23 protein-coding genes are annotated in these 24,839 nt (G+C 53.2%); 5 read left to right on the forward strand and 18 right to left on the reverse strand.

Going from position 1 to position 24,839, the window contains the following annotated elements:
- Positions 1-76: 76 nt before the first annotated feature.
- From KI367_RS11080 to KI367_RS11105, 6 genes are all read right to left on the reverse strand, one after another.
- A complete protein-coding gene (locus KI367_RS11080; RefSeq protein ID WP_036709758.1) occupies positions 77-832 on the reverse strand; it encodes a glycosyltransferase in 756 nt (251 codons plus the stop codon).
- The gene (locus KI367_RS11085; RefSeq protein ID WP_212949633.1) at positions 829-1,533 is read right to left on the reverse strand and encodes a galactosyltransferase-related protein; all 705 of its coding nucleotides are present in this window, start codon (positions 1,531-1,533) and stop codon (positions 829-831) included. Before KI367_RS11085 ends, KI367_RS11080 begins: the two co-directional genes overlap by 4 nt.
- Positions 1,534-1,565: 32 nt before the next feature.
- Positions 1,566-2,675, reverse strand: a complete 1,110-nt coding sequence (locus KI367_RS11090) for a class I SAM-dependent methyltransferase (protein ID WP_212949635.1) — start codon at positions 2,673-2,675, stop codon at positions 1,566-1,568.
- A 34-nt stretch (positions 2,676-2,709) separates the two neighbouring features.
- Positions 2,710-3,285, reverse strand: coding sequence for a class I SAM-dependent methyltransferase (locus tag KI367_RS11095; RefSeq protein WP_212949637.1), 576 nt, complete (start codon positions 3,283-3,285; stop codon positions 2,710-2,712).
- Between the two features lie 4 nt (positions 3,286-3,289).
- Positions 3,290-4,198, reverse strand: coding sequence for a glycosyltransferase family 4 protein (locus tag KI367_RS11100; protein ID WP_246536842.1), 909 nt, complete (start codon positions 4,196-4,198; stop codon positions 3,290-3,292).
- 205 nt (positions 4,199-4,403) lie between these two features.
- Entirely contained in the window at positions 4,404-4,946 is a 543-nt protein-coding gene (locus KI367_RS11105; RefSeq protein WP_212949639.1) for a dihydrofolate reductase family protein, read from the reverse strand.
- Positions 4,947-5,046: 100 nt separating this feature from the next.
- Here KI367_RS11105 and KI367_RS11110 point away from each other — a divergent pair, with 100 nt between their 5' ends.
- Entirely contained in the window at positions 5,047-5,952 is a 906-nt protein-coding gene (locus KI367_RS11110) for a helix-turn-helix transcriptional regulator (protein WP_212949640.1), read from the forward strand.
- A 101-nt stretch (positions 5,953-6,053) separates the two neighbouring features.
- On the opposite strand, the gene KI367_RS11115 is transcribed toward KI367_RS11110, so the two are convergent.
- Both KI367_RS11115 and KI367_RS11120 read right to left on the reverse strand, forming a co-directional pair.
- Positions 6,054-7,799, reverse strand: coding sequence for an RNA polymerase sigma factor (locus KI367_RS11115; protein ID WP_306433233.1), 1,746 nt, complete (start codon positions 7,797-7,799; stop codon positions 6,054-6,056).
- A 215-nt stretch (positions 7,800-8,014) separates the two neighbouring features.
- Positions 8,015-9,409, reverse strand: a complete 1,395-nt coding sequence (locus KI367_RS11120; RefSeq protein ID WP_212949642.1) for a protoporphyrinogen oxidase — start codon at positions 9,407-9,409, stop codon at positions 8,015-8,017.
- A 240-nt stretch (positions 9,410-9,649) separates the two neighbouring features.
- Here KI367_RS11120 and KI367_RS11125 point away from each other — a divergent pair, with 240 nt between their 5' ends.
- Complete coding sequence (locus KI367_RS11125) at positions 9,650-10,162, forward strand: acyl-CoA thioesterase (RefSeq protein ID WP_036709771.1); 513 nt, start codon at positions 9,650-9,652, stop codon at positions 10,160-10,162.
- Positions 10,163-10,274: 112 nt separating this feature from the next.
- On the opposite strand, the gene KI367_RS11130 is transcribed toward KI367_RS11125, so the two are convergent.
- The 4 genes from KI367_RS11130 to KI367_RS11145 form a co-directional block, all read right to left on the reverse strand.
- Entirely contained in the window at positions 10,275-10,703 is a 429-nt protein-coding gene (locus KI367_RS11130) for a potassium channel family protein (protein ID WP_212949644.1), read from the reverse strand.
- Positions 10,704-10,757: 54 nt separating this feature from the next.
- A complete protein-coding gene (locus KI367_RS11135) occupies positions 10,758-11,261 on the reverse strand; it encodes a hypothetical protein (RefSeq protein WP_212949646.1) in 504 nt (167 codons plus the stop codon).
- Between the two features lie 60 nt (positions 11,262-11,321).
- Complete coding sequence (locus tag KI367_RS11140) at positions 11,322-12,971, reverse strand: M20/M25/M40 family metallo-hydrolase (protein ID WP_212949647.1); 1,650 nt, start codon at positions 12,969-12,971, stop codon at positions 11,322-11,324.
- A gap of 76 nt (positions 12,972-13,047) precedes the next feature.
- Entirely contained in the window at positions 13,048-15,459 is a 2,412-nt protein-coding gene (locus KI367_RS11145; protein WP_212949649.1) for a YcdB/YcdC domain-containing protein, read from the reverse strand.
- Between the two features lie 137 nt (positions 15,460-15,596).
- Between KI367_RS11145 and KI367_RS11150 the strand changes: the two genes are divergently transcribed.
- Positions 15,597-15,782 (forward strand): hypothetical protein, encoded by a 186-nt coding sequence (locus KI367_RS11150; RefSeq protein ID WP_036709785.1) that lies wholly within the window; start codon positions 15,597-15,599, stop codon positions 15,780-15,782.
- Positions 15,783-15,883: 101 nt separating this feature from the next.
- Here KI367_RS11150 and KI367_RS11155 read toward each other — a convergent pair whose 3' ends face one another.
- Complete coding sequence (locus KI367_RS11155) at positions 15,884-16,648, reverse strand: SDR family oxidoreductase (RefSeq protein ID WP_212949650.1); 765 nt, start codon at positions 16,646-16,648, stop codon at positions 15,884-15,886.
- 675 nt (positions 16,649-17,323) lie between these two features.
- Here KI367_RS11155 and KI367_RS11160 point away from each other — a divergent pair.
- Complete coding sequence (locus KI367_RS11160) at positions 17,324-18,505, forward strand: MGDG synthase family glycosyltransferase (RefSeq protein WP_052146976.1); 1,182 nt, start codon at positions 17,324-17,326, stop codon at positions 18,503-18,505.
- A gap of 79 nt (positions 18,506-18,584) precedes the next feature.
- Here the strand turns inward: KI367_RS11160 and mnmH are convergent, their stop codons facing one another.
- The 5 genes from mnmH to KI367_RS11185 all read right to left on the reverse strand — a co-directional run bounded on the left by mnmH (position 18,585) and on the right by KI367_RS11185 (position 23,239).
- Complete coding sequence (mnmH, locus tag KI367_RS11165) at positions 18,585-19,664, reverse strand: tRNA 2-selenouridine(34) synthase MnmH (protein ID WP_212949651.1); 1,080 nt, start codon at positions 19,662-19,664, stop codon at positions 18,585-18,587.
- Between the two features lie 10 nt (positions 19,665-19,674).
- A complete protein-coding gene (gene selD / locus KI367_RS11170; protein WP_212949653.1) occupies positions 19,675-20,724 on the reverse strand; it encodes a selenide, water dikinase SelD in 1,050 nt (349 codons plus the stop codon).
- 197 nt (positions 20,725-20,921) lie between these two features.
- Positions 20,922-21,956 (reverse strand): M15 family metallopeptidase, encoded by a 1,035-nt coding sequence (locus KI367_RS11175; protein ID WP_246536843.1) that lies wholly within the window; start codon positions 21,954-21,956, stop codon positions 20,922-20,924.
- A 176-nt stretch (positions 21,957-22,132) separates the two neighbouring features.
- Entirely contained in the window at positions 22,133-22,669 is a 537-nt protein-coding gene (locus KI367_RS11180) for an NADPH-dependent FMN reductase (RefSeq protein ID WP_036709793.1), read from the reverse strand.
- Between the two features lie 204 nt (positions 22,670-22,873).
- A complete protein-coding gene (locus KI367_RS11185) occupies positions 22,874-23,239 on the reverse strand; it encodes a globin domain-containing protein (protein WP_052146987.1) in 366 nt (121 codons plus the stop codon).
- A gap of 506 nt (positions 23,240-23,745) precedes the next feature.
- Here KI367_RS11185 and KI367_RS11190 point away from each other — a divergent pair.
- Positions 23,746-24,822: a P-loop NTPase gene (locus tag KI367_RS11190; RefSeq protein WP_246536846.1), complete on the forward strand. Its 1,077-nt coding sequence runs from the start codon at positions 23,746-23,748 to the stop codon at positions 24,820-24,822.
- The last annotated feature ends 17 nt before the right edge of the window (positions 24,823-24,839 follow it).

The raw sequence follows: 24,839 nt of genomic DNA on the forward strand, positions 1-24,839 counted from the left end.
ATAAAGCAAAGACTCCGCAAAAAAAAGCTTTCGTCTACCGAGCCATTTTGGCCCGGCATGGCGAAAGCTTTTCTTTTTAACGATGCTCCGGGTTTGCGGCGATGTACCGCCGGACGACTTCCGGATGGCTTCCCTCGAAAGGTACGGTGGCGATCCGGTATTCCGCATGGTCAAAATGCCAATCCGGTTCCCCTTTGTTGTCGGGGACGTTGACGTCTCCGCGGCGGTTATCGTTAAACTTGATTTTTTTCCCAAGCGCATAATGATAATGATAGATGTTCACGTCCACGCGATCCCGGGGAAGGCTCCAAATGCTCCGTCCGCCCTCGCCCTCGAGCGTGCAATGATGCTTTTCGTCCCGGTAACGGATCCCGATGTTCGCCCGCCACATCCGCGTGATGTCGTTGGACCATCGCTCGTCTCCGGGACTATTGACGCGGAGCGTCCACGGATTTCCCCAAAAATTGACGAACGGAAACTGATAGATGTCCACGTCCATCCGGTTCATGAGCTCGGGCAACACGTCGCGAAACCGGTCATCCATCAGTTCGTCGACGTCCAGGTTCATGATCCAATCTCCGGTCGCCTGGCCGATCAGGAAGTTTCGGACTTGGGACTCGTTCCAGTCGTCGGTGTACGGCATTCCGGTTTGCGGCATGGTGAATAAACGGATCGGCAAATGCGGAAGGTAGGATTCGATGAGAGGTACGGTCCGATCCGTGCTTCCGCCGTCCACGATCACGATTTCGTCCGCATAAGCGGCCGCGCTTTCCAAATATAGGGGAATAAACGTTTCTTCGTTCAACACCGGAACGATGAGGGAAAGTTTCATGCAGTCGTCCTCCCTTCTTGTTTGCCTTGAATCAACCGGCTCATTTCGGCTCGATGACCCAGCGCCTTTCGGTATTCCTGGAACAGCGCATAGTTTTGGCCGTAATGCGGATTGCCTGAAGGACCGACGAACGGATGCCAAAAATGCAGCAAATTGCCTTCGAGCCGGATATGTTTTCCGATGATCGTATCCATCGAATAGGCAAAAGCTTCATCCTCCCCGCCCCATCCGATAAACCGCTCGTCGTATCCGCCGATCGTCTCGAAAGCCGTTCGGGTCACGACGCTGACGCCTCCGACGAAATAACGGGCATCGTCCGGTTTGGTTTCGACGGGAATCTGCAGCGGCCAAACAGCTTCGGATCGATAAGCCGACTGGGAGTTGCTTAGCGTCAAACGCGTAATGCTTGTAAACGGAATGATCCAGTTGTCCTCCCTTAACTGGCGAAGCGCGCCCCTTATGAGCTCAGGATCGTAGATCAAGTCCCCGTCCGCTATGATCCATCGGGAGCCGGTTGCTGCCGAAGCAGCTTTGTTGATGGCTTTGGACCTGCTGAACGTTTCGCCCGTAAGCTCGCCGACGCAGATTTCCGCTTCGGGCAGCACCCGCTTATAAAACGACCTTACGAAACGCAGCGCTTCATCGCGCGGCCCTCCATCCGATTGATAGGGTATGAGTACGGAAATATCTCCTGCTTCCATGCTCCGCCTCCTTTTCCTCTTCGTTGCGGGAGTTACTTTAAAAACACCCCCAGCTCCCTGTGTTTTCCTGTTCCGAATGTATTCGCAAGCTTCTCGTAATAAGCGAAATCGGTATTTTCAAGAATCATCCTTTTTTCGGATTCCGGTTCGTCTCCCGACTCCCAAAACAGCAGGCGCGTAACGGAAGCATTCAATTTGGCTAAAAACGCGCTGCCGCGGTCCTCCTTTTTCATCACATGATAAAAAACGGTTAGCAGAACGCCCATATCAAAACGTCCCGGTTCGATGTCCTCAAAGGAAGCCTGAATCCAGTCGAAATGGGTCTGCTCCAGGTCGTTCAGCTTCTTCAGCAGCTCGCAATGCACGGGATCATGTTCGATGCCGGTCACGATCGCCCCTTCCCTCGCCAAACATCTGGCATGGTACCCGATGTTGCAGCCGATATCCAGCACCCGGGCTCCGCGCAGTTGGTCGGGTCCCAGGTAATGCAGCATATAATCCAGCCTCGTGGGATAGTTCTCGTCCCTTTCGCTTCGCCAGTCGTAAAATGCCGGATTCAGGATCGGGGTATAGATCAGCCGACGCTGCTGTGCCTTGACGATGCGTTTGACGGCAGCCGCTTGTTCGGCATTGACCCACGTTGCATGGTCCTCCGCGCTCATCCGCGCGAACACCCTTCGAACGCCGCAGCAGTACAAAAAAGACGCGCGATGATGACCGTCCTTCATGTTGAAATATCCTGACGGGTGATAGACGACTTCGATCGGATGATCATAAAAAAAGGAGCTGTTATCCGCCAACCCTTTCTTCATGTTCTCAAATTCCCTTTTGCGCTGCCGAAGCAGCTGGCCGGGGCTCATGGGCGGTTCCAGGCCGCGGGTAACATGTATCATTCGGTACCATTCCAAATAAGGCTTCGGGGAGGCGGATTGTCCCAAAAAGTATCGGAATAGCTCCCGGTGCGGCTCGAACCGCATGATCGAAAGGTTGCTGTGCCGAAGATGATGTTCATACCATGCATCCGTAAATGACGAAATGAGGTGCTCCGTGTTTGACGATTTTACATCGATGTCCGAAAAAAGCAGCTCGACAGGCACTTCGCAAACCACGTGCGTTCCGCCTTGAGCGACCGAACCTGCCATAACACGTCAACTCCTCCGTGGTCCGTATTCATATTCAAGAGAGGCATCTTTTTCCTTGCAGCAATACGGTCGCAAAATCGCGCCCGACATAATCCTTAAACATCCGCTTGGCGGCTACGGGATAGACATTGAATTCGTCCTCGCTCCACTCGCTTCGATGCGTTTCATAGACATTGCCGTATTCGCTGCCCTGCGGCCAATCGCTGCCGATCGGAACGTTCAGAAGCACGTACCTGCTGATATCCCAACATGCGCGCAGCAACTGGTTGGCCTCGGGTTTGGCGAAATGCTCCAGCACGTCGCCCAGGATCACCAGGTCGTAATCGTTTAAAGCCTCTTGCTGCACCAGCAGCTCGTAAGCGTCGGCACGATAGATATGATCGTAAAAACAGGCATGATAAACGTCAATGTTGCGTTCAAACACTTCAATGCCTTCAACTCTTGTCGTCCACTGCTCGCGGAACACTTTTCCCTGCCATACGTCGAGAAACTCCCGGCAGATCATTCCCCACCGTCCAAAGCCGACCCCAACGTCAAGAACCTTTGCTGGAGACACCAAGCGGATCAGTTCCACGCAATACGAAATATTTTGCCAATTCGAAGTTCCCATCGTTTCAACCCCCATCTGTTAACAGCAAGCTGATCCAGCGTTCTACGGCTTTGTCGGCGCCCCAATCGCTCACGATCTTTTCCCTGCAGCGCCGGCCGATCGCATCAAGCTCGCTTCTCTTGTGCATCCACTCGCGGATGCTGCGTATAAAATCCTGCGGATCGTCGCTGTCCAAAATGAACGGGTGCGCATCCGGGTGGGCAGCTTCCTTGATATAACCGACATTCGTAGACAACACCGGCTTGCCGCATGCATAAGCCTCCAATGCCGGCGCGCCGCCCCCTTCATTCGCCGAGGTGATCAACAAAAGGTCGATGGATCGGTAGAATAAGGGCATGTCGTCGTATGCGTATTCCCCGGAGGTTTCCGCGAAGCGCACTCTGGGGTGATGCTCAAACGATTTTCGAATGGGGAGATAAAGCGATTCGTAATTTTTCGATCTTTTGCGTTTGTCTCCGGCCCATCCGATGGTAAGCGGCAGCGATGGATCCAAATTGGCGGCCGCCGGCGCGAATTTGGCGGTATCGACGAAATGTCCGATATAATCCACGCGGGCATGGGGAGCCAAACCTTTTAACGTCTCGGCCAGTTTCCGGTTCATGGCTCCGATGACGGGAATCCGCGGAAGAACCAAACGGAGAAAATCGGGGTCGGGCACGATCGGATCCTTCCATTCGCGCAAAGTGTCGTAATTGCGGCTAAAGTAATAATACGATACGGCGGCGGAGGCATCGATCCGGATATTTTTGAAGATGGCCCAGGCAGCAATCCCCAAACATAAAGCGCAGATCCGGGAATACCGCCGGTTGACCTCTGCCGCGCCGACGTTCTGTATGAGTTCTTCCAGCTTCGCGCAGGAGATCACGTCAAGATCGGGACGGTTTTGCTGAATGATCTTGGCTGTTTTGCCCAATATCCACCAATCGACGTCATAAATGATGAGATGTTTTGACAGGTTGATCCCCCCTCCGCATGTAAAGTGTTTCTGATTGGAGTATATTCGTCGGTACAGCCCCCAGTTACGGGCCTCGCAAAAATGATGAATTGGTCTACCAATAGAAAAGAGCGCCCGGGCCCTTTCAGGCCAAAGCGCTCTGTCCGAAAATCCGCCTCTCGGCTTATTGGATCCTGTAGTAAAGCAAGGCGATATCGCCGCGACGTTCCATACGGCTTAGCTCGAACATGCCCGGCACGGTTCCTTCGGGAAACAGGGGAATGCCCCGGCCCAGCACTTTCGGAATGACGGCTATCACGGCTTCCTCCAGCAGCCCCTCATGCATGAATGCTTGGACCAGCTTGCCGCCTCCCGCCAGCCAGACCGATCCGGTCGATTGCTCTTTTGCCCGTCGTACGAGGTCGGACAGCGGTTCGCCGGTGAACTCGACATGAGGCGTGCTTTGATGCGCCGACGGCGTGCGGGTGACGACGAAGCAAGGTTTGCCTGCATACGGAAATTCTTCCGTAAGCGTCAGCACTTCGTCATACGTCTGTCTGCCCATGATAACGCTGCCCACCGTGTCGTAAAATTCGGCATACCCGTTATCTCCTCCGTCGCCTTTGACGTCATGCAGCCAGTCCACGGATCCGTCGGGAAGCGCGATATACCCGTCAAGGCTCATTGCAATATAGAGCACTACTTGATTTCCATTCGCATCGTTCATCCTTCATCGCTCCTTTCTAAATCTTATGTTACAATGGATTTATGACATAAAATGTCGCAGTTATGTTTATATGATGATGATGTTAGGAGCCCATGCGATTATGAACGAACGCAGAGTTGCCTTAATGAGACTGCTCGATTCCCGGAAAAAGTATACCGCTCGCGAGCTTGCCGAGCGATTTCACGTTTCGGTCCGGACGATCCAGCGAGATCTTGATTATTTGCAGCAAATCGGCCTTCCGTTGTATACCGAAACCGGTCCCCACGGAGGATACCGGGCGCTTCCGAACCGGCTGCTCCCTCCGCTCCATCTGTCCCGCGACGAGGCGATCGGGCTGTTCCTGATGCTGAAGCTGCTGGAAGACCTGCCGGACATCCCGTTCGGGTCGGTCCGCAAGCATTTATCCGAGCAGTATTACGCGGAGCTTCCGCAGGACGTGCAGGAGCAGGTCGACCGGTTAAAGGATTATGTTGCCTTTCGGATGACGCCCACCCAGGCGGCGTCGCCTTTTACTTCGCTTATTTTGGAGGCCGCGATGGAGAAACGGCGCGTCCGCATGGAATACGCCTCCGCTTCGGGCAGCAAACGCTTTGACGTCTGCCCCGTCGGTTTATATTTCGAGCACGGCTATTGGTACATGCCTGCATACGGCCGCGAAAAAATCCTCTTATACCGTGCGGACCGGGTCATCGCCATGACGCCTCTGGAGGAAGCCGTCCCCGGCCTTCCTACGCTCAAACAATGGCTGGATTCTTCCGATCCGCGGGAAGGAGTCCCGGCCAAAATCCAGTTTAGTTCCTTCGGCGCACGCATGGCGATGTCCGATCCCATGTTCCGGGGGATGTCCGGACAAGAATGGCTCGGTAACGTGCCCCGCGAAGAGTTTCCTTATGTTTCCCGGTTGTTATTGAGGTATGGGCCGGAGGCGGAAGTCCTTTATCCGGGCGAATTACGGGACATGGTTAAAACTCTCTTTCAAGAAAGCCTAAAAAACTATATGGCATGAAGCATGGCATGAAGCCGCGAGATTCCGGGCGATGTCCATGAGAAAGAGCCTTGTTCGAAAACGAACAAGGCTCTTATGCTTCATGTCATAAATGATTTTCGTCATGAATTCAAAGCATTCGACAGGTTCTCCAATTGTTCTGCGCCTCGAATTTCGAGCTTTTTAGCCCTTTCCAGCAAAGCGATCGCCTGCGGCGCCACTTTCGGATCATTCGGATTGCCGCCTTCGGGATATGGAAACAGGACGTGCAATTCCGCGAATGTTTGCGCAAGCTGACGATAGGTTTCTGCGGCTTCGTTTAATCTTAACGGGACATTTTCCCCGGCATCCTCCGTCTTTTCCAACAAGCGGGCAGCTTCCTCCAAAAAGCCGGCAGCATATTTCCGGCAATCTCCCACGACCGCGACGTTATAGCCGTTGCCGTTCGCTTCCACGACTTGGCTGCGGAACGCTTCGATCCACGCATCGTAAGCCTCCAACCCTTTGACGGCTTCCGCAGGCACGTTCGGCTCCTTGCCGGCATAATGCTCAAGGATCATCTCCAGCGCCCCGCGCAGCCCCTCTTTAAACGATAGGTTCGACGCCGAATCGACAGCCATTACGAATATCTCTTCCATCACGCCCCTGCCCAAATTTTCATAGGACAACGTATCCTTCCGGCAGCATTCATCCATATACAGCAATTTGTGTTCGTCGTCGTAACCGTACAACATGCCGAATTCCGGAATGCTCAGGTCCCATGCCAGCACCGGATATCCGCGGTCCACAGCATGATGGATCAAATCGAGCGCTTCGGGAAGCGCCTGGTGGATGTCCCTTTTCTGCATCGTTTTCAGGCTTGTCGCCGCTTCGCCGAGCAGATTGACGTTATCGCCGATCCCCGGCTTCATCCCGTCCACGATCCTGACCGTCAACCCCAGGTTCCGGAGCCCTCTCCGAAACACCTCGGCAAAATCGAAAGCCGTCGGTCCGGCAATATGCACGCCCGGCAGCACTTGAATCCGGAAGGCCAACCCTGTAAGCCCCATCACCGCCGCCAACGAGTGATCCCGCCCCGCCGCTTTGGCCAGCGCATGAAGCACATTGCCCGCCGTCGACCATGAATGCCCGCCCTCCTGCCATTTTTCCGTACCCAACACCGTTTTTCCCATCGTTCCCCAATCCTTTCGCGTTTGAATATAGGCGTCAACGGTTACGCGGATTCGTTCCTGAATCACTTTTTTGCGGGAGCGGGACAAGATTTGGTACACGTTGGCAGCAGTCAGGCTGAACTCGCGGGCGATTTCCTGAGGCGAAAGCTGGTCGAAAAAATGCGATTCGAAAATTTGCCTCTCCTTTGGTTTCAGGCAAGCGATGATATCCATCAACACCTGCTGGGTTTCCAGCCGCATCAGCCGCGCCTCGGGAACGCCATCCTGCTGCATCTCCCGTTCCATGGCATGGGCGACCCTCTTCAGGACGTAATCCAGACTCCCCCACATTTCCTGCTCTTCCTCGCCTCCGGACACCGCCGCCTCCAGGCCGGAAAACGTCGTTTCCTGCCCTCTTCCGGCTTTTTTCAACCGGGTCAGCGCCTGGTTGCGGACAATCCGATGAACCCAGGGCAAAAAACGCTCGGCATCCACCAGCTTGCCCAGATGCAAAAACGCGCGGATCAACGCGTCCTGTACGATATCTTCGGCCGCATGCGCTTCCTGAACCATGCTTCGGGCATACCCGTAAACCTTGGAACGGTGCCTGCGAACAAGCTCGCCGAAGGCTTCCCGGCTGCCTTCCTTCGCTTTTTTGACCAGCGACGCATCGTCCATTTCTTCCCATTCCACGCTTATTTCCCGCAATTGACTCAAGTGAAAATCCCCTCTCAAAACGTTGACATACGATATAGACTTCAAAAGCAAAGGATTTCTGACAACTTTTCTTAAAATCTTTCGAAAAAAATCCGGACGTATATCACCCTGATTCCATTATCCCTTATTCGCCTGCCCATTCCAATGATTCCTTGAGGAACAGGAGAACGCAAAAAACAAGGCCCGGGATGCCATCCCGAGCCTTGTTCGTTTGTCTATTCAGCGATCCATTCGAGCATTTTTGCCGCCGTGTCCTCCCCGTTTGCGATGCAGTCCGGAATCCCCACCCCGTAATAGGAGCAGCCGGCCAACGCCACGTTCGGGTACAGCTCCGTCATTTTCGCCTCCAGCGATTCGACGATCTGACGATGCGTGATATGATAATTCGGCATGACTTCATGCCATTTGGTTACGTTATAGGTCAGCGGTTTGCTTGCGATTCCCAGGCTGGCCTGAATATCCTCCATGCCGATTTGCAGCAATTCGTTTTCCGTCATGGCCGCAAGCGTATCGTAATGCGGATTCATGCTCTTATAAAAGAGTCGGACCAGCAAACGGCCGTCTCCCGACGTGTGCTCCCATTTTCGGCTCGTCCAAGTGCACGCATTGCATTTGACGTCCTCGCTGCCCGCCGTAATAAAGCCGGTGCCGTCAGCCGGGAGTTCCTCGTCGGGTACGTCAAAAGCCATATAGACGCTGATCAGCGAGCTATGCTTAAATTGGTTGAACTCCTCATCCAACCGTTCATTCCGCAGCAGCTTTTGGGCCGCGACGGATAATGTGGCGATCGATACGACGTCCGCCTCAAGCGCCCGTCCGTCCATCAGGGTTATTTCGTACCGGCCATCCGCGAGGGGGTTCACCGCTTCGGCTGCAACGCCTTTGATGATTTCGGCCTGACCCAGCTTCTGCTCCAACGCGTCGATCAACTGGGACACGCCCTGGCGGAATGAGAGAAACTTTTTCCCGCTTCCGCTTTGAAACTTGGCTTTATTGGCGTTTAAGCCTTTGATGATGCTTCCGTATTCGTTTTTATAATCGATTAAATACGGCAATGTGGAGGCGATGGTGAGTTCGCTCAGCTTGCCGGAATATACGCCGGACAGCACCGGGGCGATCTGCTTTTCCACCAGCTCTTTCCCGAGGAATGCTTCAAGGAAATCCCCTACCGAATCGTCCTTGGTAAAGGTTTCGTTCGGCGTATAAAAGTCTTTTAACGCCTCGACTTTCCCTTCGGCCGACACCAGGCCGGTCGTCGCAAGCGACTCGATGCTCAATGGAATGCCGAACACGGCGTCCTTCGGAATTTGTTTCAGCGTTCCGTCCGTATAGATGTACGAAATCCCCGTCGCGTTATAGACGACTTCGTCTTTCAAGCCTACTTCCTCTATGAGTTCGGCCGCATTGGATTTGCGCGTTACGATCGAATCGGCGCCCGTTTCCATCGTAAACGTCCCGTCATGAACGGTCCTGATTTTGCCGCCTAACCGTTCGCTGGCTTCTACGATCGTAATGCTAACGTCTTGTCCGCTTTCGCGGGCTTTTTTTTGCAAATAATACGCGGCCGACAATCCCGTGATGCCTCCGCCGATGATGACTGCCTTTTTCAAAATGAGGACACCTGCTTCCGTCAATGTTCGATGACTACATTATATCACAGCACGCCGGTCCCGTTTGCGTTCCCTTTTGTGACGTTCCTCTGACATTCGTCATCGGGAGAAGGGTCGTTAAACATTTTAGTTTACATAATATATTTTACGTAGATATGGTTTTGGCGATACGATACATGTGTATCCAACTGCCGGAAGATACTATGACCGTGTCGAAAATTCAGTGAATGAGGGATATGTATGGAACAACGGTATGTCAAAGAATCGAGATGCTATAAAATCGCGCGCGTGTTTCCTACGGACGTCAACAACCATGACACGCTTTTCGGCGGCAAGCTGATGGCTTACATCGACGACATCGCTTCCATTTCGGCCTCCAAACACAGCCGGAACCTGGTCGTGACCGCTTCGACCGATTCGGTCGACTTTTTGCTGCCCATCCACATGACGGATTCGGTCTGCTTGGAGTCGTACGTGACCTGGACTGGCCGCAGCTCGATGGAGGTGTTCGTCAAAGTCATCACGGAAAATCTGAGAACGGGAAAACGCCATATCGCGGCCACCTCGTTTTTGACGTTCGTCGCGATCGGCGAAGACAAAAAGCCCGTCCCCGTACCGAAAGTGATCCCCGAGACGGAAGAAGAAATCCGGCTGCACGAAACGGCGCCCCAAAGAGCGGCGATGCGCAAACACCGCCGAGAGGAAAGCAAAAAATTCGCGGATTATTTGACGATCGATTTTCCGTGGGAATAAGAAGCCGGGATGCCTTGGAAGAGATCGAGCAGATCTGCGCTGGAAGCAAGCCGGTTTCGAAGTCGGATGGGGACGGAACGCGCATCTTTTGCAGGAATCCAACAAAAGCATCCTAGCCCCGGTCAGGATCCGCCTCCGCATCGCTGCCGCCTTGACGTTTTCCGCGGCCGGTGGATTTTGTGCCGCCGTTTCGCTGTATCCTCTCTTCCTCATCTTCCCGCTGGCTGCTTTTTACGACGCCGTAGGCGATGTAACTCATAAGACCCATGAACAGGCCGGTGCCGACGACGATGTACAGCATCGTAAAAATTTTGCCGAACGGGGTTTGCGGAACGAAGGTTGGGTGTCCCGACGTGCTGAGGGTCGCAATGCAAAAATACAACGCGTCCAAAATCGGCAATCCTTCCTCGCGCGTGTAAAAAATCGTCCCCGACAACAGCATGAAGAGGGTCACCACGAACAGAACCCGGAACCTTTTATGGTGAAAAACATGAAACAGGCCGCTTAACAGCCGCTTTAACGTCAGGACAAACGAGATCATGATGTCAGACTCACACTCTTTTGCTGCAGGTTCATTCGGCACCCTTCCTCAGGTTCAATATCGAAAAGTCAGCTTCTCTTTCAAAATGACATTCCCGCTTTTTTTATCGGTCATCTCGATCCACCCATCCCGGCCTTCTCCGAGAATACGGATCTGCAGTTGCGTCCAAAGGACCAGTTTATAGTTGACCGGCACAAAAGTCGTCTCATATTCAACATGCCCAACTTTTACGCTGCTAGTCATATCGCCGAACGTCACGCCATGATTGTCGGGGCCGTGAAACGTGATGCCTACCTGGTCATGATGGACGGCGTGCAAATCGAGCACGATATGGACCGAATGATCGTCGGCGCCGTAGATCACGGAACCTAATTCGTTGCGGATGGTGCCTGCTTCCGCCGTTTGGATCACGTGGTTACGCTGTTCGCGGTCAGGGTCGGCGCTTGAAGCCGGAGCTTCCGCATGCTTTGGAGGCGGGGCTGCCAGGCTATAGGCAAGCAGCAGCAACGCAATGACGGCAGCGCTCCAAAATAAAGGTTTCGGCCTGGAATGGTTCATGTTGTACCTCCGGTTCGTAACAATAGGATGGTTTTGTCAAACGGATAATCCTGTCCGAAGTCAAGCCGCAACGTTTTTCGGATATGTTTTCCTTGTAAAGAGCCCTGCGATATTCCGTGTAAACGGTTCGATCATGGATAAATTCAGCGAAAACAGCATGGCGCAAGCCACGTTTACAAGCGGCGGCATCGCCATGAAAAGCAAATGGAACAGCGTGGCAAACAACAACGCGGGCATTGCGGAAAGGATCATCGTCATCCAGCTGCGCCGTAGAACTGCGGATGGATCCTGCATCCCTTGCAGAAACGCCAGCGCGATGCAGTGGACTAGAAGCGGAATTGCAAACAAATAACATGCGCCAGGCAGCAAAAACGTAACGATCCAAGTCAACATCAAAAATAAACATGCGGCGGCAAGGACCGCCTCCAATTCGCTGCGGCCGCGGCGCAGGATGGAACTCAGCAAAATATGGACCAGCAGCGTAATGGCAAGGAAGCTGAAATGATAGAACGGATTCGGAATTCGGGAGGTCATTGCCGACAGCAGCTCGTAGAAACCCCAGGACAGCAGCGCCGACAATAAGAAGCCGATGAACGCCGCCCCGACGGCTCCGGCTATTTTGCCGGCACGGGCTTTGCGTTTTTTGACGTATATACCGACAAGCATGAACCACGCGGCCGTCAAAACGATGGTTAGCGGCAAATTCACGGATTGCGGGTAATAAAACAGTTTGCCGAACAAATTGAAATATTCCGCATCCGGCTCCTTTAAATCGCCCAAATCCATTGCCCCAAAACGGCTCGCGACCGCAAGCGCGTTCTCTCCATGATGCTGCAGCGTAGCCATGGAGACGTTTTCGATCGTATCTTCCGCCGAGTGGTATTTATCCCAGCTGCCGACGTAAGCGAAATTGAGTCCGGGAATCCCTTCCCGAAGCGAAATCGTCAGGTCCGTGTCATTCGGCATCAGGCGGTAAATATCGGCCAGAAACGAATTGCTTACAGGAACTGGCGCAATAGCGGCAAACTCGCGAATCAACTTGCCGTTTCCGCTGCTCGTCTGGAACATGAGCGAAGGCCCGCTGGCCCCTCTAGCTTCAAAATTTGCGACCAATCCGACCTGGTCTTTAAATTTGGAGGCGCTCCAAAATGCTTTGGCTCCGAGCAGCCCGCCTTCTTCCCCGTCCGTGATGACAAACAAAATGTCGTGCAGCGGTTTTCCTTGGGCCTTTAATGCCCTTGCGGTTTCGATCAGGGAAGCCACGGCTACGCCGTCATCGTTGGCTCCGGGCCCGTGGGCAACCGAGTCGTAATGGGCCGAGAGCATTAACGCTTTCCCCGGCTCGGATCCCTTCAACGTCGCGATGATATTGTTCATGGCGACGGTTTCATAGCCGTTTCCGCGATTCATTTGCGCTTGAAAAGGCTCCACCTCGACTTCGAGACCCAGCTCCGCGAACTGCCCGACGATGTATTTCCTGACGTTCTCGATCTCGGGCATAAACGGCGTATGGGGCGCTTTTGCGATATGGGTCAAATGGTCGAAAGCGCGATCGGCGGAAAAGACGGTTTCCGGCGATGCTTTTCCTTTGCCCGCGGGCGGCTGTTCAAACCAAAGCGAGGAAATGACCGCCAACCCAATGAATAAAGCGGCAGCAAAAACGCCGGACAACCTCCGCAAAATGCTTTCAGCCCTGAAGGTAGCGTTCATGAACAAAGCTTCCATTATGATCATCTTTTAAAAAAATCCGGCTGCAGCAGGCCGCAGCCGGAACCAAAACGTTGCGTCAATATCCCGCCACAGGCGAATCCACCTTCCCTTGGATCTGTGCCAGCAGAACGAGCACTTGGGCAGCCTCGGCCTTGGTGACCGGTCGGGCAGGCTCGAATTTGCCGTCTTTAGCGGACATCAGACCCAGCTGGATCGCCTGTTTCACGGCACCTTTATGTTGGATGGCTTGGGCATCCGCCAACGCCAAAATTTGAGGGTCGGACTCGTAAAAGGCCGACAGTTTATCGTATCGAAGCACGTTCACGATCGTTTCGGCCAGCTTATCCCGGGTCAGCTTTTGCTCCGGATGGAGCTCGCCCGACGTATTGCGCAGCCAGCCCCGATCCGCGAACATCTGCACGGCTTCGGCATAGGGACTGTCGGCAGGAACATCTTTAAACTGTTTGCCGAGACGGCCCGGATCGTAGTAGCTTTGGGTCGGGCTCACTCCCTTCGCGATCATTGCCAGCAGATCGCCGTACGTAATCTCTTTGTCGGGATGCAGAAGCCCGTCGGATTCCGGGGCGATGACGCCGTATTCGAGCAGCGTCGCCAGTTCTTTGCCCGCACCGTGGCCCACCGCATCGGAAGGCAGGTTGGCTGCCGGATCAGCGCCGCCGTTCTGGGTTCCGAAATAACCGTAAAACTCGTTTTTGCCGGTAACGGCGTTAATGAACGGCAGGCGGCGGTCGCCGTTGAAGGTCGGCGCGTAAGCCAACAAAATCCGGGGCTCCGCGAATTTGCTTTCCACGTAATATCCTCCGGTCGAGGCATAGATGAGCTGAGCCCCCAAAGCCTCCCGGTACGTTTTCGCCGCGTCCTCCGGTTTGATCTTGGCCGTCAATGCATCAAGCTTTTGGCGGTCATCCCCCGTGAGCGGCAAATTAGCGTTATACGAAAGGAGTTTGCCGCTGCCGTCAAGAACGAGGCTTACCTGCTGGTTATAAACGGGAAGGTCTTTGTAAAATTGCTGGAATACGAATCTGTGAACCGTTTTTCCGTTTGCTTGATCCGTCGAGGAGTCGTTGGACAGCTTTAATGCCTTGGCCGCTTCGGGGTAGTAACGCCCGGCAAGGTCGAAGGCTTTTTTCTGGGCTTCGGATGCCGACATGCCCGGAGCATTGCTTTTCGCATCGGTAATCGGGCTCGGCTTGGCATTGTCCGCCTCTTTCGCATACGCCGGGAGTTCATTGATATTGTAGCTGATGAGTTGTCCCGTCCCTGCGTCGACCATCATATATACGCTATCCCCGGACATTCCCAACGCGCTTTTTTTGTACCAGTTCAAGGACCATACCTGTTTTCCCGAATCCATCCAATAGTTCGTCAGCGAAGAGGACAGGGAATAATCCTTGCTTGACGGGACAAGATCGGGATATAACTGAAGGACTTCCTTGGAGGTTAGCGTATTGCCCTGATGCGCTTTAAAGGATGCCGACCCGGAGGGCAGCGCCGTGTATTCGAGCGCTTTCGGAACCGTTTGTTCCGAGTTTTGCAACGGATTGAACCTTTTTCCGGTATTGGCGTCCGTCATGGTTATGGAAGGAGCGGGTATGTATGCCAGCCGCCAATCCTTTTTGGAACGGGCAGGGTTGTAATAATCGTTGAATTGAACGTAAGCCAGCCCAAGGGATAAATCCTTTTTGAATGATTCAAGCGCATCGGAAGACGATATTTTCGGATTGGCGGATGGATAGGATTTGGAGGTTGACATGCGATTATAGCTGAAGATCCGCCCCTTGCCGTCGACGCCGATCTGGATGTTTTCGCCATCGGACGGGATTCCGTTGACTTTCGCGCTGTAGCTGAAGTTGTACACCACCTGCCCGAACAGCGATTGGTTCCCGTTATTGACGCCTTCTTGTGGAACCAGGTCATCCGCTTTGATGGAGCTGGCGGCTTGCACGATAAACGCCTTGGCCGCTTTTTCGGCCTGCTCCTGACTGATTTCGGGAGGATAATAGGCCTTGCTTTCGTTGGAAACATACTCCGGCTGGTAGAAATTGAGCACATCGCCGGTCATGCCATCCACGCTCGCCGAGAACGAATACGTGCTGTTTCCTCTCGTTATGGTCCAAGTAAGCATCCAGACCGACTCGTTGAAGGAATTGTCCGTCCCTTCCGTATAGCTGGCATCTTCCAGCTTGGCTTCATTCAAGACGGGAAACAAGGCGACCATTTTTTTCGCAGCTTCTTCTTTGCTTATTTTCGCTTTTTCCCCTGGAGCAGGATTTGCGGCGGCCGAGTTAGCGGCCTTGGCCTCTTTGGCGATCCCCGTACCCGACTCCGAGACGGATGCCGGCGTAGCTCCCGCCCATATCGGAACTTGCAGCAAGCTGAGCCCGATCGTCCCCGCAATGACGGTTTTTGCTACCTTGTTAGCGGAAGCGGGAATCGGGGCTTGTCTCCCGTGATTTTTGCGCTTCATCCTTTCAACCTCCCAATTTCCATAATAAACCAAAATAATTATAGCATACCTTTTTATTTTACGCAGTTGGCTTGTGTTCATGTTTAAAATGTTCTATGCTGAAAACCGTAACCAGCTTTTCAAAGGAGAGATGCGTGATGAAACAACGGACGACGAAGTCCGCGAAATCCGGACAGACGAGACAGGCAGCGCCGGTTATGGGGGGACGGGTCACATGGAGCCGCAAACCGATGACGCAGGTGGTCATGAACAAAAAAGCGGAGCAGCGCCGAACGTGGTGCCGAAAAGGCACGGACGACGGCGCTTTTTTATTTGTGTCTTAAAAGGGAAAAAGGCCCGCTCTCCCGGGATGTCGGGGATTCGGACCTTGAACGCGGTTCATTTGCTTCGGATGACCTGCTCCCTCTTGTCTTAGGGCGATCGCTTAGTATGCCGTCCAGCCGGCATCGGCGGTAATCACCGTACCGTTGATAAAGCTGGAATCATCGGAAGCCAGGAATAATGCGATTTTGGCGATTTCCTCGGGTTTGCCGTTCCGGGGATTGAAGCCGGCTCCGGACATGGCTTTTCTTAACCCGCGCGATTCGGGGTTCATGTCTCCGGCATCCGCCATAATGTTCGTTTCCACGCCGCCCGGAGCGATCGCGTTGCAGCGGATGCCCGCATCGGCGTATTGGAAGCCCACGTTTTTCGTCAAGCCGACCACTGCATGCTTGGAAGCCGTATAAGCGACCCCGGCCCGGGAGCCGTACAACCCGCCGATGGAAGCGGTATTGATGATGACGCCTTTGCCTTGCCCGATCATGATCGGGAGGGCTTTGCGGATCGCACGCATTGGCCCCGTCGCATTGACGGCTATGACGCGTTCCCATAGTTCGTCCGTCAGCTCCGTCACCGGCGTCATTTTGTCCATGATTCCCGCGTTATTCACCAGGATATCCAGCGAACCGTACGTTTTGACAGCGGTTTCAATCATGTTCTGAACGTCCTCTTCCTTGGCAACGTTGGCGCTGACGCCGACCGCTTGACCGCCGTTTTGCTTCACTTCCGCCACGACCTGGTCCAGGGCTGCTTGGGAGATATCCGCAAGCACAAGCTTTGCGCCTTCAAGCCCGAACAGCAAAGCCATTTCCTTTCCCATGCCGGAGCCGGCACCCGTAATTACCGCAACCTTGTCTTGGAGCTTCATCGCATATTCCTCCTATGGCCATTAATTAGACAAACTGTCTATTATCTATTGTAACGCTTGTCCCGGAAAGCTTCAAACGTTTCACATGCGAAAGCATGAATTTTTTATAACTTATCGCGAATTTTTACACTGAATCAATACGGCGCATACGATATGCCTTTACACTCAAATCGAGCATGCCGAAAATATGCCGAAAACGAAACGCCGCAGATCGGCATGGCCGTCTTGGGCAGCGTTGGCTAACGGTCCCGGGCGCCGCTTGGAAACTTGATCCATCCGATTCTTCAGTCGGGGCTTTAATTTTTGCGCATTTGCCCCTTGAACATACATAAATTTACTCATAATCTATTATTAGTAGAATAACAACGGATTTTCACACCCGCTTTTCCTTCCCTTTCAAAAATTTTTCAGCCAACCTGCATGGTTATCTTTTCGCGCATCGTCTAACTACATAGAATAACCCGAACAGGCCTTGTTCCCCCGACCTTGGTCTAGCATGGAAACCAGTCCGCGGTCCGTTTTGGACCCTTTCAATCCGTCATAAACTTATTTCATAAGACGAAGCGATCGAGCATAGAACGGAACCCGCCTGATTTTCAGGGTTGCTTAACGTTAGAACATAAGCTGCCTTCCCGACGAAGGAGCGTCCAATATATTAAGATCGAAGGTGATCATATGCGCAAGAAAAGAGTACTGATATTATCCGAAGGTTTCGGCAGCGGCCATACCCAAGCCGGATACGCGCTGGCCGCAGGCATGAAAAAAATGAATCCCGATATTCAAGCCAAAGTGATTGAACTGGGATCGTTCCTGAATCCTACCGTCGCGCCCTGGATTATTTCGGCATATCGTCTGACCATAAACACCAATCCCGGTCTCGTCGGTTTGCTGTACCGCAAACAGCACGACAAACCGCTGAGCAAACTGGCCATCATGGCGCTTCATCGCATCTTTTATCATCATACGGCTGAGGTCATCGCGCATTTGCGACCGGATCTGATCGTCACCACGCATCCCATCCCGACCAACATCATTTCCAGGCTTAAAGCGGCCGGGCTTAACGTGCCTTTGTTTACCGTCATTACGGACTATGACGCCCATGCCTCCTGGATCAACAAAGAGGTCGACCGCTTCCTCGTCTCCACGGACAACGTCCGCCAGCTTTTGCTGGACCGGGGAGTGTATGCGGAAAACGTCAAAGTCACCGGCATACCGGTTCATCCCGACTTCTGGTCTTCCGAAGACAAAACCTGCGTCAGAAACACGCTCAACATCAAAAACATGCCAACCGTATTGATCATGGGAGGCGGCTGGGGACTGGTTTCGAATCATCAGCTCGTCCAGCAGCTTCAACGGTGGAAAGATCAGGTTCAGCTCGTATTTTGCTGCGGCAGCAATCAGAAGCTGCTCGACAAGCTGAAAAGCGACCCGGGATTCCAGCATGAAAACATCGTGCTTCTCGGGCATACGCGCGAAATCAGCAAATGGATGGACGCATCCGATCTGCTGATTACCAAACCGGGAGGAATGACCTGCACCGAAGCGCTTGCCAAAGGGCTGCCGATGCTGTTCTGCGAATCGCTGCCCGGCCAGGAAGAAATGAACCGGGAATATTTCGTCAAACGCGGTTACGGCGAAGCGCTGCAAAACGAAAACGTCCTCGAAGAATGGCTGCGGAAGCTGGCGCGCGGCGAACAAATCCGCATCGAACGCTTCTCCCGCCCTTCCCTCTTCGGTTCTCCCGCGAAGGATTACTACAGTCCGAGCAAATGTGCCGCAGAAGTAGCCAAAATGCTGGAATACCCGCCGCAGCAGGCTGACGTCGTGGTTACGCACGGAATTCCTGTCGGCATTTGATCCGTATAGCTTCGCATGAAAAAAAGAGAGCGCTCAGGCTCTCTTTTTTGTCAGTTCGTGCATCAGCCGCTCGCCGATGCTAAGCGCCCGGCTGTTCCTGCCGGTTCAAGCGATTCCGTGACGACAGCTTTCGAATGTGCTCTTCGACCAGCGGGACGGCCTGTTCCAGCGTATCGAAAGAAATCGGCTCCAGTTTTTGGAATTCCTCTCCGTAGGAAGATGCGGTGTGGGCGTATCTCGGATCATAATAATAGGCAAGCAATAACTCCACCGCGCGTTCGTAGTTCCCGGACAGCAGGCAAGTTTCGATTTCCTGGGCTACCGGCGTGTGGATGCGCGATTTGATCTGTCGAAATGCCTGCAAGCTTTGTTCGGCATGCTCGGTCGGACCGTAATCGTTAATGATGTTTCTTACGCGCAAATCCGTGGCGGCATCGAGCAGAATATGAGTGCCCTTTTCCTTTTTATCGATCAAAAACTCGGGCAAAATCACTTTGCCGATCCGTTTGCTTTCCGCTTCGATCAGGATAAACGGCTCGTGCCGGTATCGAAGCAGTTCCTCCAGAAGAAGCGCATCAAAGGTTTTTTGGTTATGGCTTCTCAGTCCGATTTCGCCAAAAATCGATCCCCGATGTCCGGCCAGACCTTCCAGGTCGACAACCGGATACCCTTTGTCCTTCAAAGCCCTCAAAATCTCCGTTTTGCCTGTTCCGGTATATCCGTGCAGCACGTAAACCTCCGGCGGAAATTCCATGGTCCCCAGCGTTTCGACCACCCATCTGCGATAAGCCCGGTAACCGCCGTCCAGCCGGTACACATGAATCCCCATCAACGAAAGCACGGTTGCCGTCGTCCGGCTCCGCATGCCGCCCCGCCAACAGAAAACCGCCTTGTTGCCCTGAATTTCGGCAAATTTCTTCACGAAAGCGGGCAGTTTGGCGGACATGATCTCGAGCCCGCGTTCTTTGGCGGTTTGGATGCTGACCTGCTTGTAAAGCGTTCCGATTTCGGCACGTTCCTCATCCGTAAAAAAGGGGATGTTGATGCTGCCCGGGATGGTCGATTCGGCATATTCGGAAGGCGATCGAACGTCGATCACCGTGATTTCGTTTTTCCCGCGAAGCTCATTCAGTTTCTCTATAGAAATGTCCTGGAACATAACAATCTCCTCATTCGATTACGATTTGTCCGCTGCCGCTTGCCGTAACCTCGCCGATGATTTTGGCTTCGACGCCGGCTTGCACGAGCTCCTCATGAAGTTTCTCTGCTTCGCTGCCGCTAACGGAAATCAACAGCCCGCCCGATGTGACGGCATCGCACAAAATCCAGCGGTCGATTTGGTCCATCTGCTCAGGGAACCGAACGCTGTCTTTGACATGCTCGTAGTTGTTTTTGGAACCGCCGGGAACCATTCCTTGTTCCGCCAACTCGCGGACTCGGGGAAGCACGGGCACGTCATCCTTGCGGATGCGGATCTCCACGCCGCTTCCTTTGGCCATCTCCAGCGAATGGCCCATCAGGCCGAAGCCCGTCACGTCGGTGCAGGCATGGACGTCGTAACCTTCCATGACCTCGGCGGCCGTTTTGTTCAAGGTCGACATCACTTGGGTCACCCGGGCGATTTCTTCGGCGGTGAGCTGGTCTTTTTTGATGGAAGTCGTCATGATGCCGACCCCGATCGGTTTGGTCAGGATGAGTTTATCCCCCGGCTTGGCTCCGGCGTTGCTGCGTACTTTATCAGGATGGACCAGACCCGTGACCGCTAAACCGAATTTCGGCTCTTTATCGTCGATGGAGTGGCCGCCTACCAACGTCGCTCCCGCTTCCTTGACTTTATCCCCCGCCCCGCGCAGGATTTCGGACAAAATCCGCTTGTCCAGCGTGGAGATCGGAAATGCGACGATGTTTAATACCGTTAAAGGTTTGGCCCCCATGGCATAGATATCGCTGATGGCGTTCGCTGCGGCAATTTGCCCGAAGGCGTACGGATCGTCCACGATCGGCGTGAAGAAATCCAGCGTTTGCACCAGCGCCAGTTCGTCGTTCAGTTTGTACACGCCGGCGTCATCGCTTGTATCCAGCCCTACGAGCAAATTCGGGTTCGGCTCGGCTGGAGGCAGATTACGGAGCACCTGGCTTAAATCCGCCGGGCCGATTTTGCAGCCGCAGCCGCCTTTGCTAGAGAGGGAAGTCAATTTAACGCTGATATCGGAATCCATTCGTTTACACGACCTTTCGTCATAAATAGAATTATCGGATGAGTTACTTCATGTTCCGTTCAGGATGAAGGCATGCCCCATTTAGATCGTACACATCCCCGGAAAAAAAGGCAAATGAAAGAACAGGACCCCGGGCGCACGCAGTGCATGCAGGAAGTCCTGTTTTTCGAATCCATCCGCGCCACGGGTGACGCGAATTATTTGGATACGGGCACCGCTTGGCCGAAATACTGCTCAAGCGTTATGTGGCGGCTCGTCACTTCATTGGCGATTTTGGCGCCGACGTAACGAAGATGCCAAGGCTCGTACTTATAGCCCGTAATCGAAGCTTTCCCTTCAGGATAACGGATGATAAATCCGTATTCATGCGCATGCTTAGCCAGCCACTTGGCCTCTTTCGTGCCGGCGAAACAGCTTTCCGCGGCACATTTGCCCGTAATACCGGATACGTCGATCGTCAGGCCGGTTTGGTGCTCGCTGTGCCCCGGCCGGGCGCTGTACGTATCGGCCGCTTTTACGCCGTCCCGTTTTACGTAGTTGTTATACAGCGTCTTTTGGCGCGATTCGGAGCGGTAACCGGATACGCCCGCCAGCTGAACCCCGTCATTTTTGGCGGCGTCAAACAGCTTTTCAAGTGCCGTTGCCGCCTCCTTGCGCATTTTGCGTTTGTCTGCCTTTTCCGAAAAGATGAACGGGACGTTCGGATAAACGAGATCCGGAGGAACGTAGCCGGCCGGGAGTCTGTACGTTTTGTTGACCAGCACAGCGATGCTTTCCGGATTGGAAACGACATGCTCCACGCTGTAAGAATTTATAAATCCTTTTCCTCCCGTTTTGCTCGTGCCGCTCCCCGCCTCGGAGGCCGCATTGCCGGTTGATGACGATTTGCCCGCAGAAGCGTTTTGCGCAGGTTTCGCGGCCTGCTGCGTTTTCGCGCCCGTATTCATCGCGCCTGAGCCGGCCTGATTCGGCGTTTCTCCTTGCTTGTCTGCGCTGCCGGACGTCAACGTGTCCCCGGTTTGCCGTTTGGCGGAATCCGCTGACGCCTTGTCCTCATCATCATCCTCGCCGACAACCGGCGACGGCGATGGTTGCGAATGTTGCTGCGCGAGCGCGGGCGGCTTTTCGACCACGGCGCCGTCGGCAGCCGGAGCATGGTTTTTCCCCAAAGCCCAATAACCGCCTGCTACAATGAGCACCGCGGCAGCAAAGGTAATCATATACTTACGCATGAATCTGCATCTCTCCCCGTGTTCAAGCTTGCCTCTCTTTACAGTTCTTGGGTCATGCCAATCTTCGAATCTATCAATCTACTATTTCATTATACGACAAAAAACGACCCGATCAAAGGATTGATCAGGTCGCTTCTACGAATTTCTGTCGATCTATGTAAATTTCCGGCTGTCTTTTAAGACTTCAGCCGTTTTTGCATAAATACCAGCTCTGCAGCAAGTCTTTCAATCCGCTCCAACACGTTGGGATCATGAATTTCCTTAAACTCGTTAAAATGATCGTCATGCACGTAAACATAACCGGGCGCCACATAGGATCTGAAATAGCCGGCGATCGGCTTCAGCTGATTTTCGATCACGAGATAATGCTGGTACGTTCCTCCCGTCGCCACGAATCCGATGACTTTTTGCTGCAGCGCGGACTGCGGAATCAAGTCGAACAGATTTTTGAGCACGCCCGACATGGAGGCTTGATAGATCGGGGTTCCGATCAGGCAAAAATCGCTGGAAATGACGGCGTCGATCACCTTTTTGGTGTCCCCCGTATACGCGGACGGATCCCTCCCGTCGCAAAATTGCACGTCGTAGTCTTTCATATCCAGCAATTCGGTTTCGATTTCAGGATCTATTTTTTTGACTTCTTCCAGTACTTTTTGTACGACAATGGCTGTTTTGCTGCCGATGATCGCACCTGATATTCCAACCAGCTTCATGAAGGCAGTCTCCTTTTCGTGCGAGGCCGCTGCAAAATGGACGGTTCGCATGGACCCGGTTTTTGCAAAGCCTCGGGTATGATGTTCGCTTTATTTTGCCGGTACCGGGAGTATCCTTCAGCCGTTGAATGCCGTTGCTATTGGATGCTTACGCTTCCATCGTATTCCCTTTCCGTCAAAAACGAAAGCTTGTCGATCGTTCCGTTACATGTCGTCTTCTTGTTCGTCCGTGTTGACGAAGAAATAGGCGGTCATGGCCAAACGTTCCATCATCTGCTCCCGGAGCGCGGAGTCCTCCACGACTTCATCCATGGCCTGCTGCATGCAGCTGAGCCAAGCCGTCGCCCGGTCGGGCGTAATCGGAAAACGAATATGCCTTGCCCTCATGCGGGGATGCCCTTCTTTCATCGTGTAGAGCTGCGGTCCCCCGAAATACTGCGTCAGGAACATTTCCTGCTTTTCCATGACGGGCGTGATGTCTTCCGGAAACAGCGGAGCAAGCAGCGGATGCTCTATCACTTTCGGATAAAACGCTTCGACGATCGCGCGTATGGTTGGCGCCCCGCCCATCAATTCGTAATAGGATACCGGCCGCCGTGCGGATTCCCCCGTTTGCGCCGCGTTTCCTTGATTATGGTCTGAGTTCATGAAGAAAATTAATCCTCCTTCCGGTAAATGCATGAATGTATCCATATTCCGGATCAGCAAAAAACTGCAATGCAAGCTTTTGGATCCGGCTATTTTTCATACAAGGAACGGTCCAACTTAACCGAGTAACTTCTTTTTACCGCATCCTAATTAGTATACATAAATGTATATTAATTATTATAATCCTTTAAACCCTTTGTCAAGTACGGATCATGAATATCCTTTTACTTTTTATACATATATGTTGACTATATGCGTTGCGTGTTCTACAATTACCGTGTCCTGACTTGTACGCGCGGACGTTTCCGATCCTTTTTCTTGGCCTCCCCATACACGGTGATGGCAATGTCAAGATAACCCGGTAAGGTTTGCGATATTATGGACATACTTTGTTTTAAAGATCGAAGTGGATTGAAGGTGAGAAAATTTTGACGAAGGATGATCTGGTTGCTGCGATCGCTCATATCAAAGACGAGGAGCGCCAGCTGCCGCTCACGGAGATCGGACTGATCCGGGACATTACAACGAACAAGGATCATGCCGCAATGACCGTGCTTCTCCCCCCGGATTCCGTATCGCGGGAGCAGGAGCTGAAGGAGCAAATTACCCGTGCGGTGCAAAAGACAGGAATTACCGATGTTCATATACGCTTCAAACCTATTTCAAATGAAGAAAAAAATGATATTATAGCTATTAAGCTTAATAAATCGGTGCGCCGCGCCCCGACGCTGATGAATTCCCCGCTGCTTTCCGCGGATTCCGGCGTGACTTTCATCGCCATAGCCAGCGGCAAAGGCGGCGTCGGAAAATCTACCGTCACGGTCAATCTTGCAAGAGCTTTGGCTAAGCAAGGCAAGCGGGTGGGTATCATTGACGCGGATATCTACGGACACAGCATTCCGGAAATGCTGGGGATCAAAGAGCTTCCGCAAAAGCAAGGAAACCGGATCGCCCCTGTGGAGAGCCATGGCATGAAGGTGATCTCGACGGGATTTTTCGTTCAAGGCAATAAGCCCGTCGTCTGGAGAGGCCCGATGCTCGGCAAAATGCTCGGCACGTTCCTGAACGAAGTGGATTGGGGTACCCTGGATTATATCATCTTGGATCTGCCGCCGGGAACCGGCGACGTTGCGCTTGACGTTCATAACCGGATTCCGCAGTGCGCAGAAATCGTGGTGACCACGCCTGATAAAACAGCCCACCATGTGGCGGCCCGTGCCGGCGAAATGGCGCTGCAGACGAACCACCCCATTCTTGGGGTCATCGAAAACTTGTCCTATTTCACCGATCCCGAGGGAAGACGGCATTACCTTTTCGGACGCGGCGGCGGGCAGAGGCTTGCCGATGAGCTGCAGACGAAGCTGCTCGCGGAGGTGCCGATTCAATCGGCCGATACGCCGGATGAAGCCGATGCGGCTTCCAACCTGTTTGATGAAAACAGCGAACAGTGGCATATTTTCATGGATTTGGCATCAAATATCATAAACAACAAACTAGCGAACTAATTTGAAAGGGTGAAAGA

The sequence above is a fragment of the Paenibacillus cookii genome (genome assembly GCF_018333375.1).
Lineage (GTDB): Bacteria > Bacillota > Bacilli > Paenibacillales > Paenibacillaceae > Paenibacillus_AQ > Paenibacillus_AQ cookii.

Excerpts from the sequence above, each read along its gene's own strand:
- KI367_RS11080 (WP_036709758.1), bottom strand. The coding sequence starts at position 832 with ATGAAACTTTCCCTCATCGTTCCGGTGTTGAACGAAGAAACGTTTATT.
- KI367_RS11085 (WP_212949633.1), bottom strand. The coding sequence starts at position 1,533 with ATGGAAGCAGGAGATATTTCCGTACTCATACCCTATCAATCGGATGGA.
- KI367_RS11090 (WP_212949635.1), bottom strand. The coding sequence starts at position 2,675 with ATGGCAGGTTCGGTCGCTCAAGGCGGAACGCACGTGGTTTGCGAAGTG.
- KI367_RS11095 (WP_212949637.1), bottom strand. The coding sequence starts at position 3,285 with ATGGGAACTTCGAATTGGCAAAATATTTCGTATTGCGTGGAACTGATC.
- KI367_RS11105 (WP_212949639.1), bottom strand. The coding sequence starts at position 4,946 with ATGAACGATGCGAATGGAAATCAAGTAGTGCTCTATATTGCAATGAGC.
- KI367_RS11110 (WP_212949640.1), top strand. The coding sequence starts at position 5,047 with ATGAACGAACGCAGAGTTGCCTTAATGAGACTGCTCGATTCCCGGAAA.
- KI367_RS11125 (WP_036709771.1), top strand. The coding sequence starts at position 9,650 with ATGGAACAACGGTATGTCAAAGAATCGAGATGCTATAAAATCGCGCGC.
- KI367_RS11130 (WP_212949644.1), bottom strand. The coding sequence starts at position 10,703 with ATGATCTCGTTTGTCCTGACGTTAAAGCGGCTGTTAAGCGGCCTGTTT.
- KI367_RS11135 (WP_212949646.1), bottom strand. The coding sequence starts at position 11,261 with ATGAACCATTCCAGGCCGAAACCTTTATTTTGGAGCGCTGCCGTCATT.
- KI367_RS11140 (WP_212949647.1), bottom strand. The coding sequence starts at position 12,971 with ATGAACGCTACCTTCAGGGCTGAAAGCATTTTGCGGAGGTTGTCCGGC.
- KI367_RS11145 (WP_212949649.1), bottom strand. The coding sequence starts at position 15,459 with ATGAAGCGCAAAAATCACGGGAGACAAGCCCCGATTCCCGCTTCCGCT.
- KI367_RS11150 (WP_036709785.1), top strand. The coding sequence starts at position 15,597 with ATGAAACAACGGACGACGAAGTCCGCGAAATCCGGACAGACGAGACAG.
- KI367_RS11155 (WP_212949650.1), bottom strand. The coding sequence starts at position 16,648 with ATGAAGCTCCAAGACAAGGTTGCGGTAATTACGGGTGCCGGCTCCGGC.
- KI367_RS11160 (WP_052146976.1), top strand. The coding sequence starts at position 17,324 with ATGCGCAAGAAAAGAGTACTGATATTATCCGAAGGTTTCGGCAGCGGC.
- mnmH (WP_212949651.1), bottom strand. The coding sequence starts at position 19,664 with ATGTTCCAGGACATTTCTATAGAGAAACTGAATGAGCTTCGCGGGAAA.
- selD (WP_212949653.1), bottom strand. The coding sequence starts at position 20,724 with ATGGATTCCGATATCAGCGTTAAATTGACTTCCCTCTCTAGCAAAGGC.
- KI367_RS11175 (WP_246536843.1), bottom strand. The coding sequence starts at position 21,956 with ATGCGTAAGTATATGATTACCTTTGCTGCCGCGGTGCTCATTGTAGCA.
- KI367_RS11180 (WP_036709793.1), bottom strand. The coding sequence starts at position 22,669 with ATGAAGCTGGTTGGAATATCAGGTGCGATCATCGGCAGCAAAACAGCC.
- KI367_RS11185 (WP_052146987.1), bottom strand. The coding sequence starts at position 23,239 with ATGGGCGGGGCGCCAACCATACGCGCGATCGTCGAAGCGTTTTATCCG.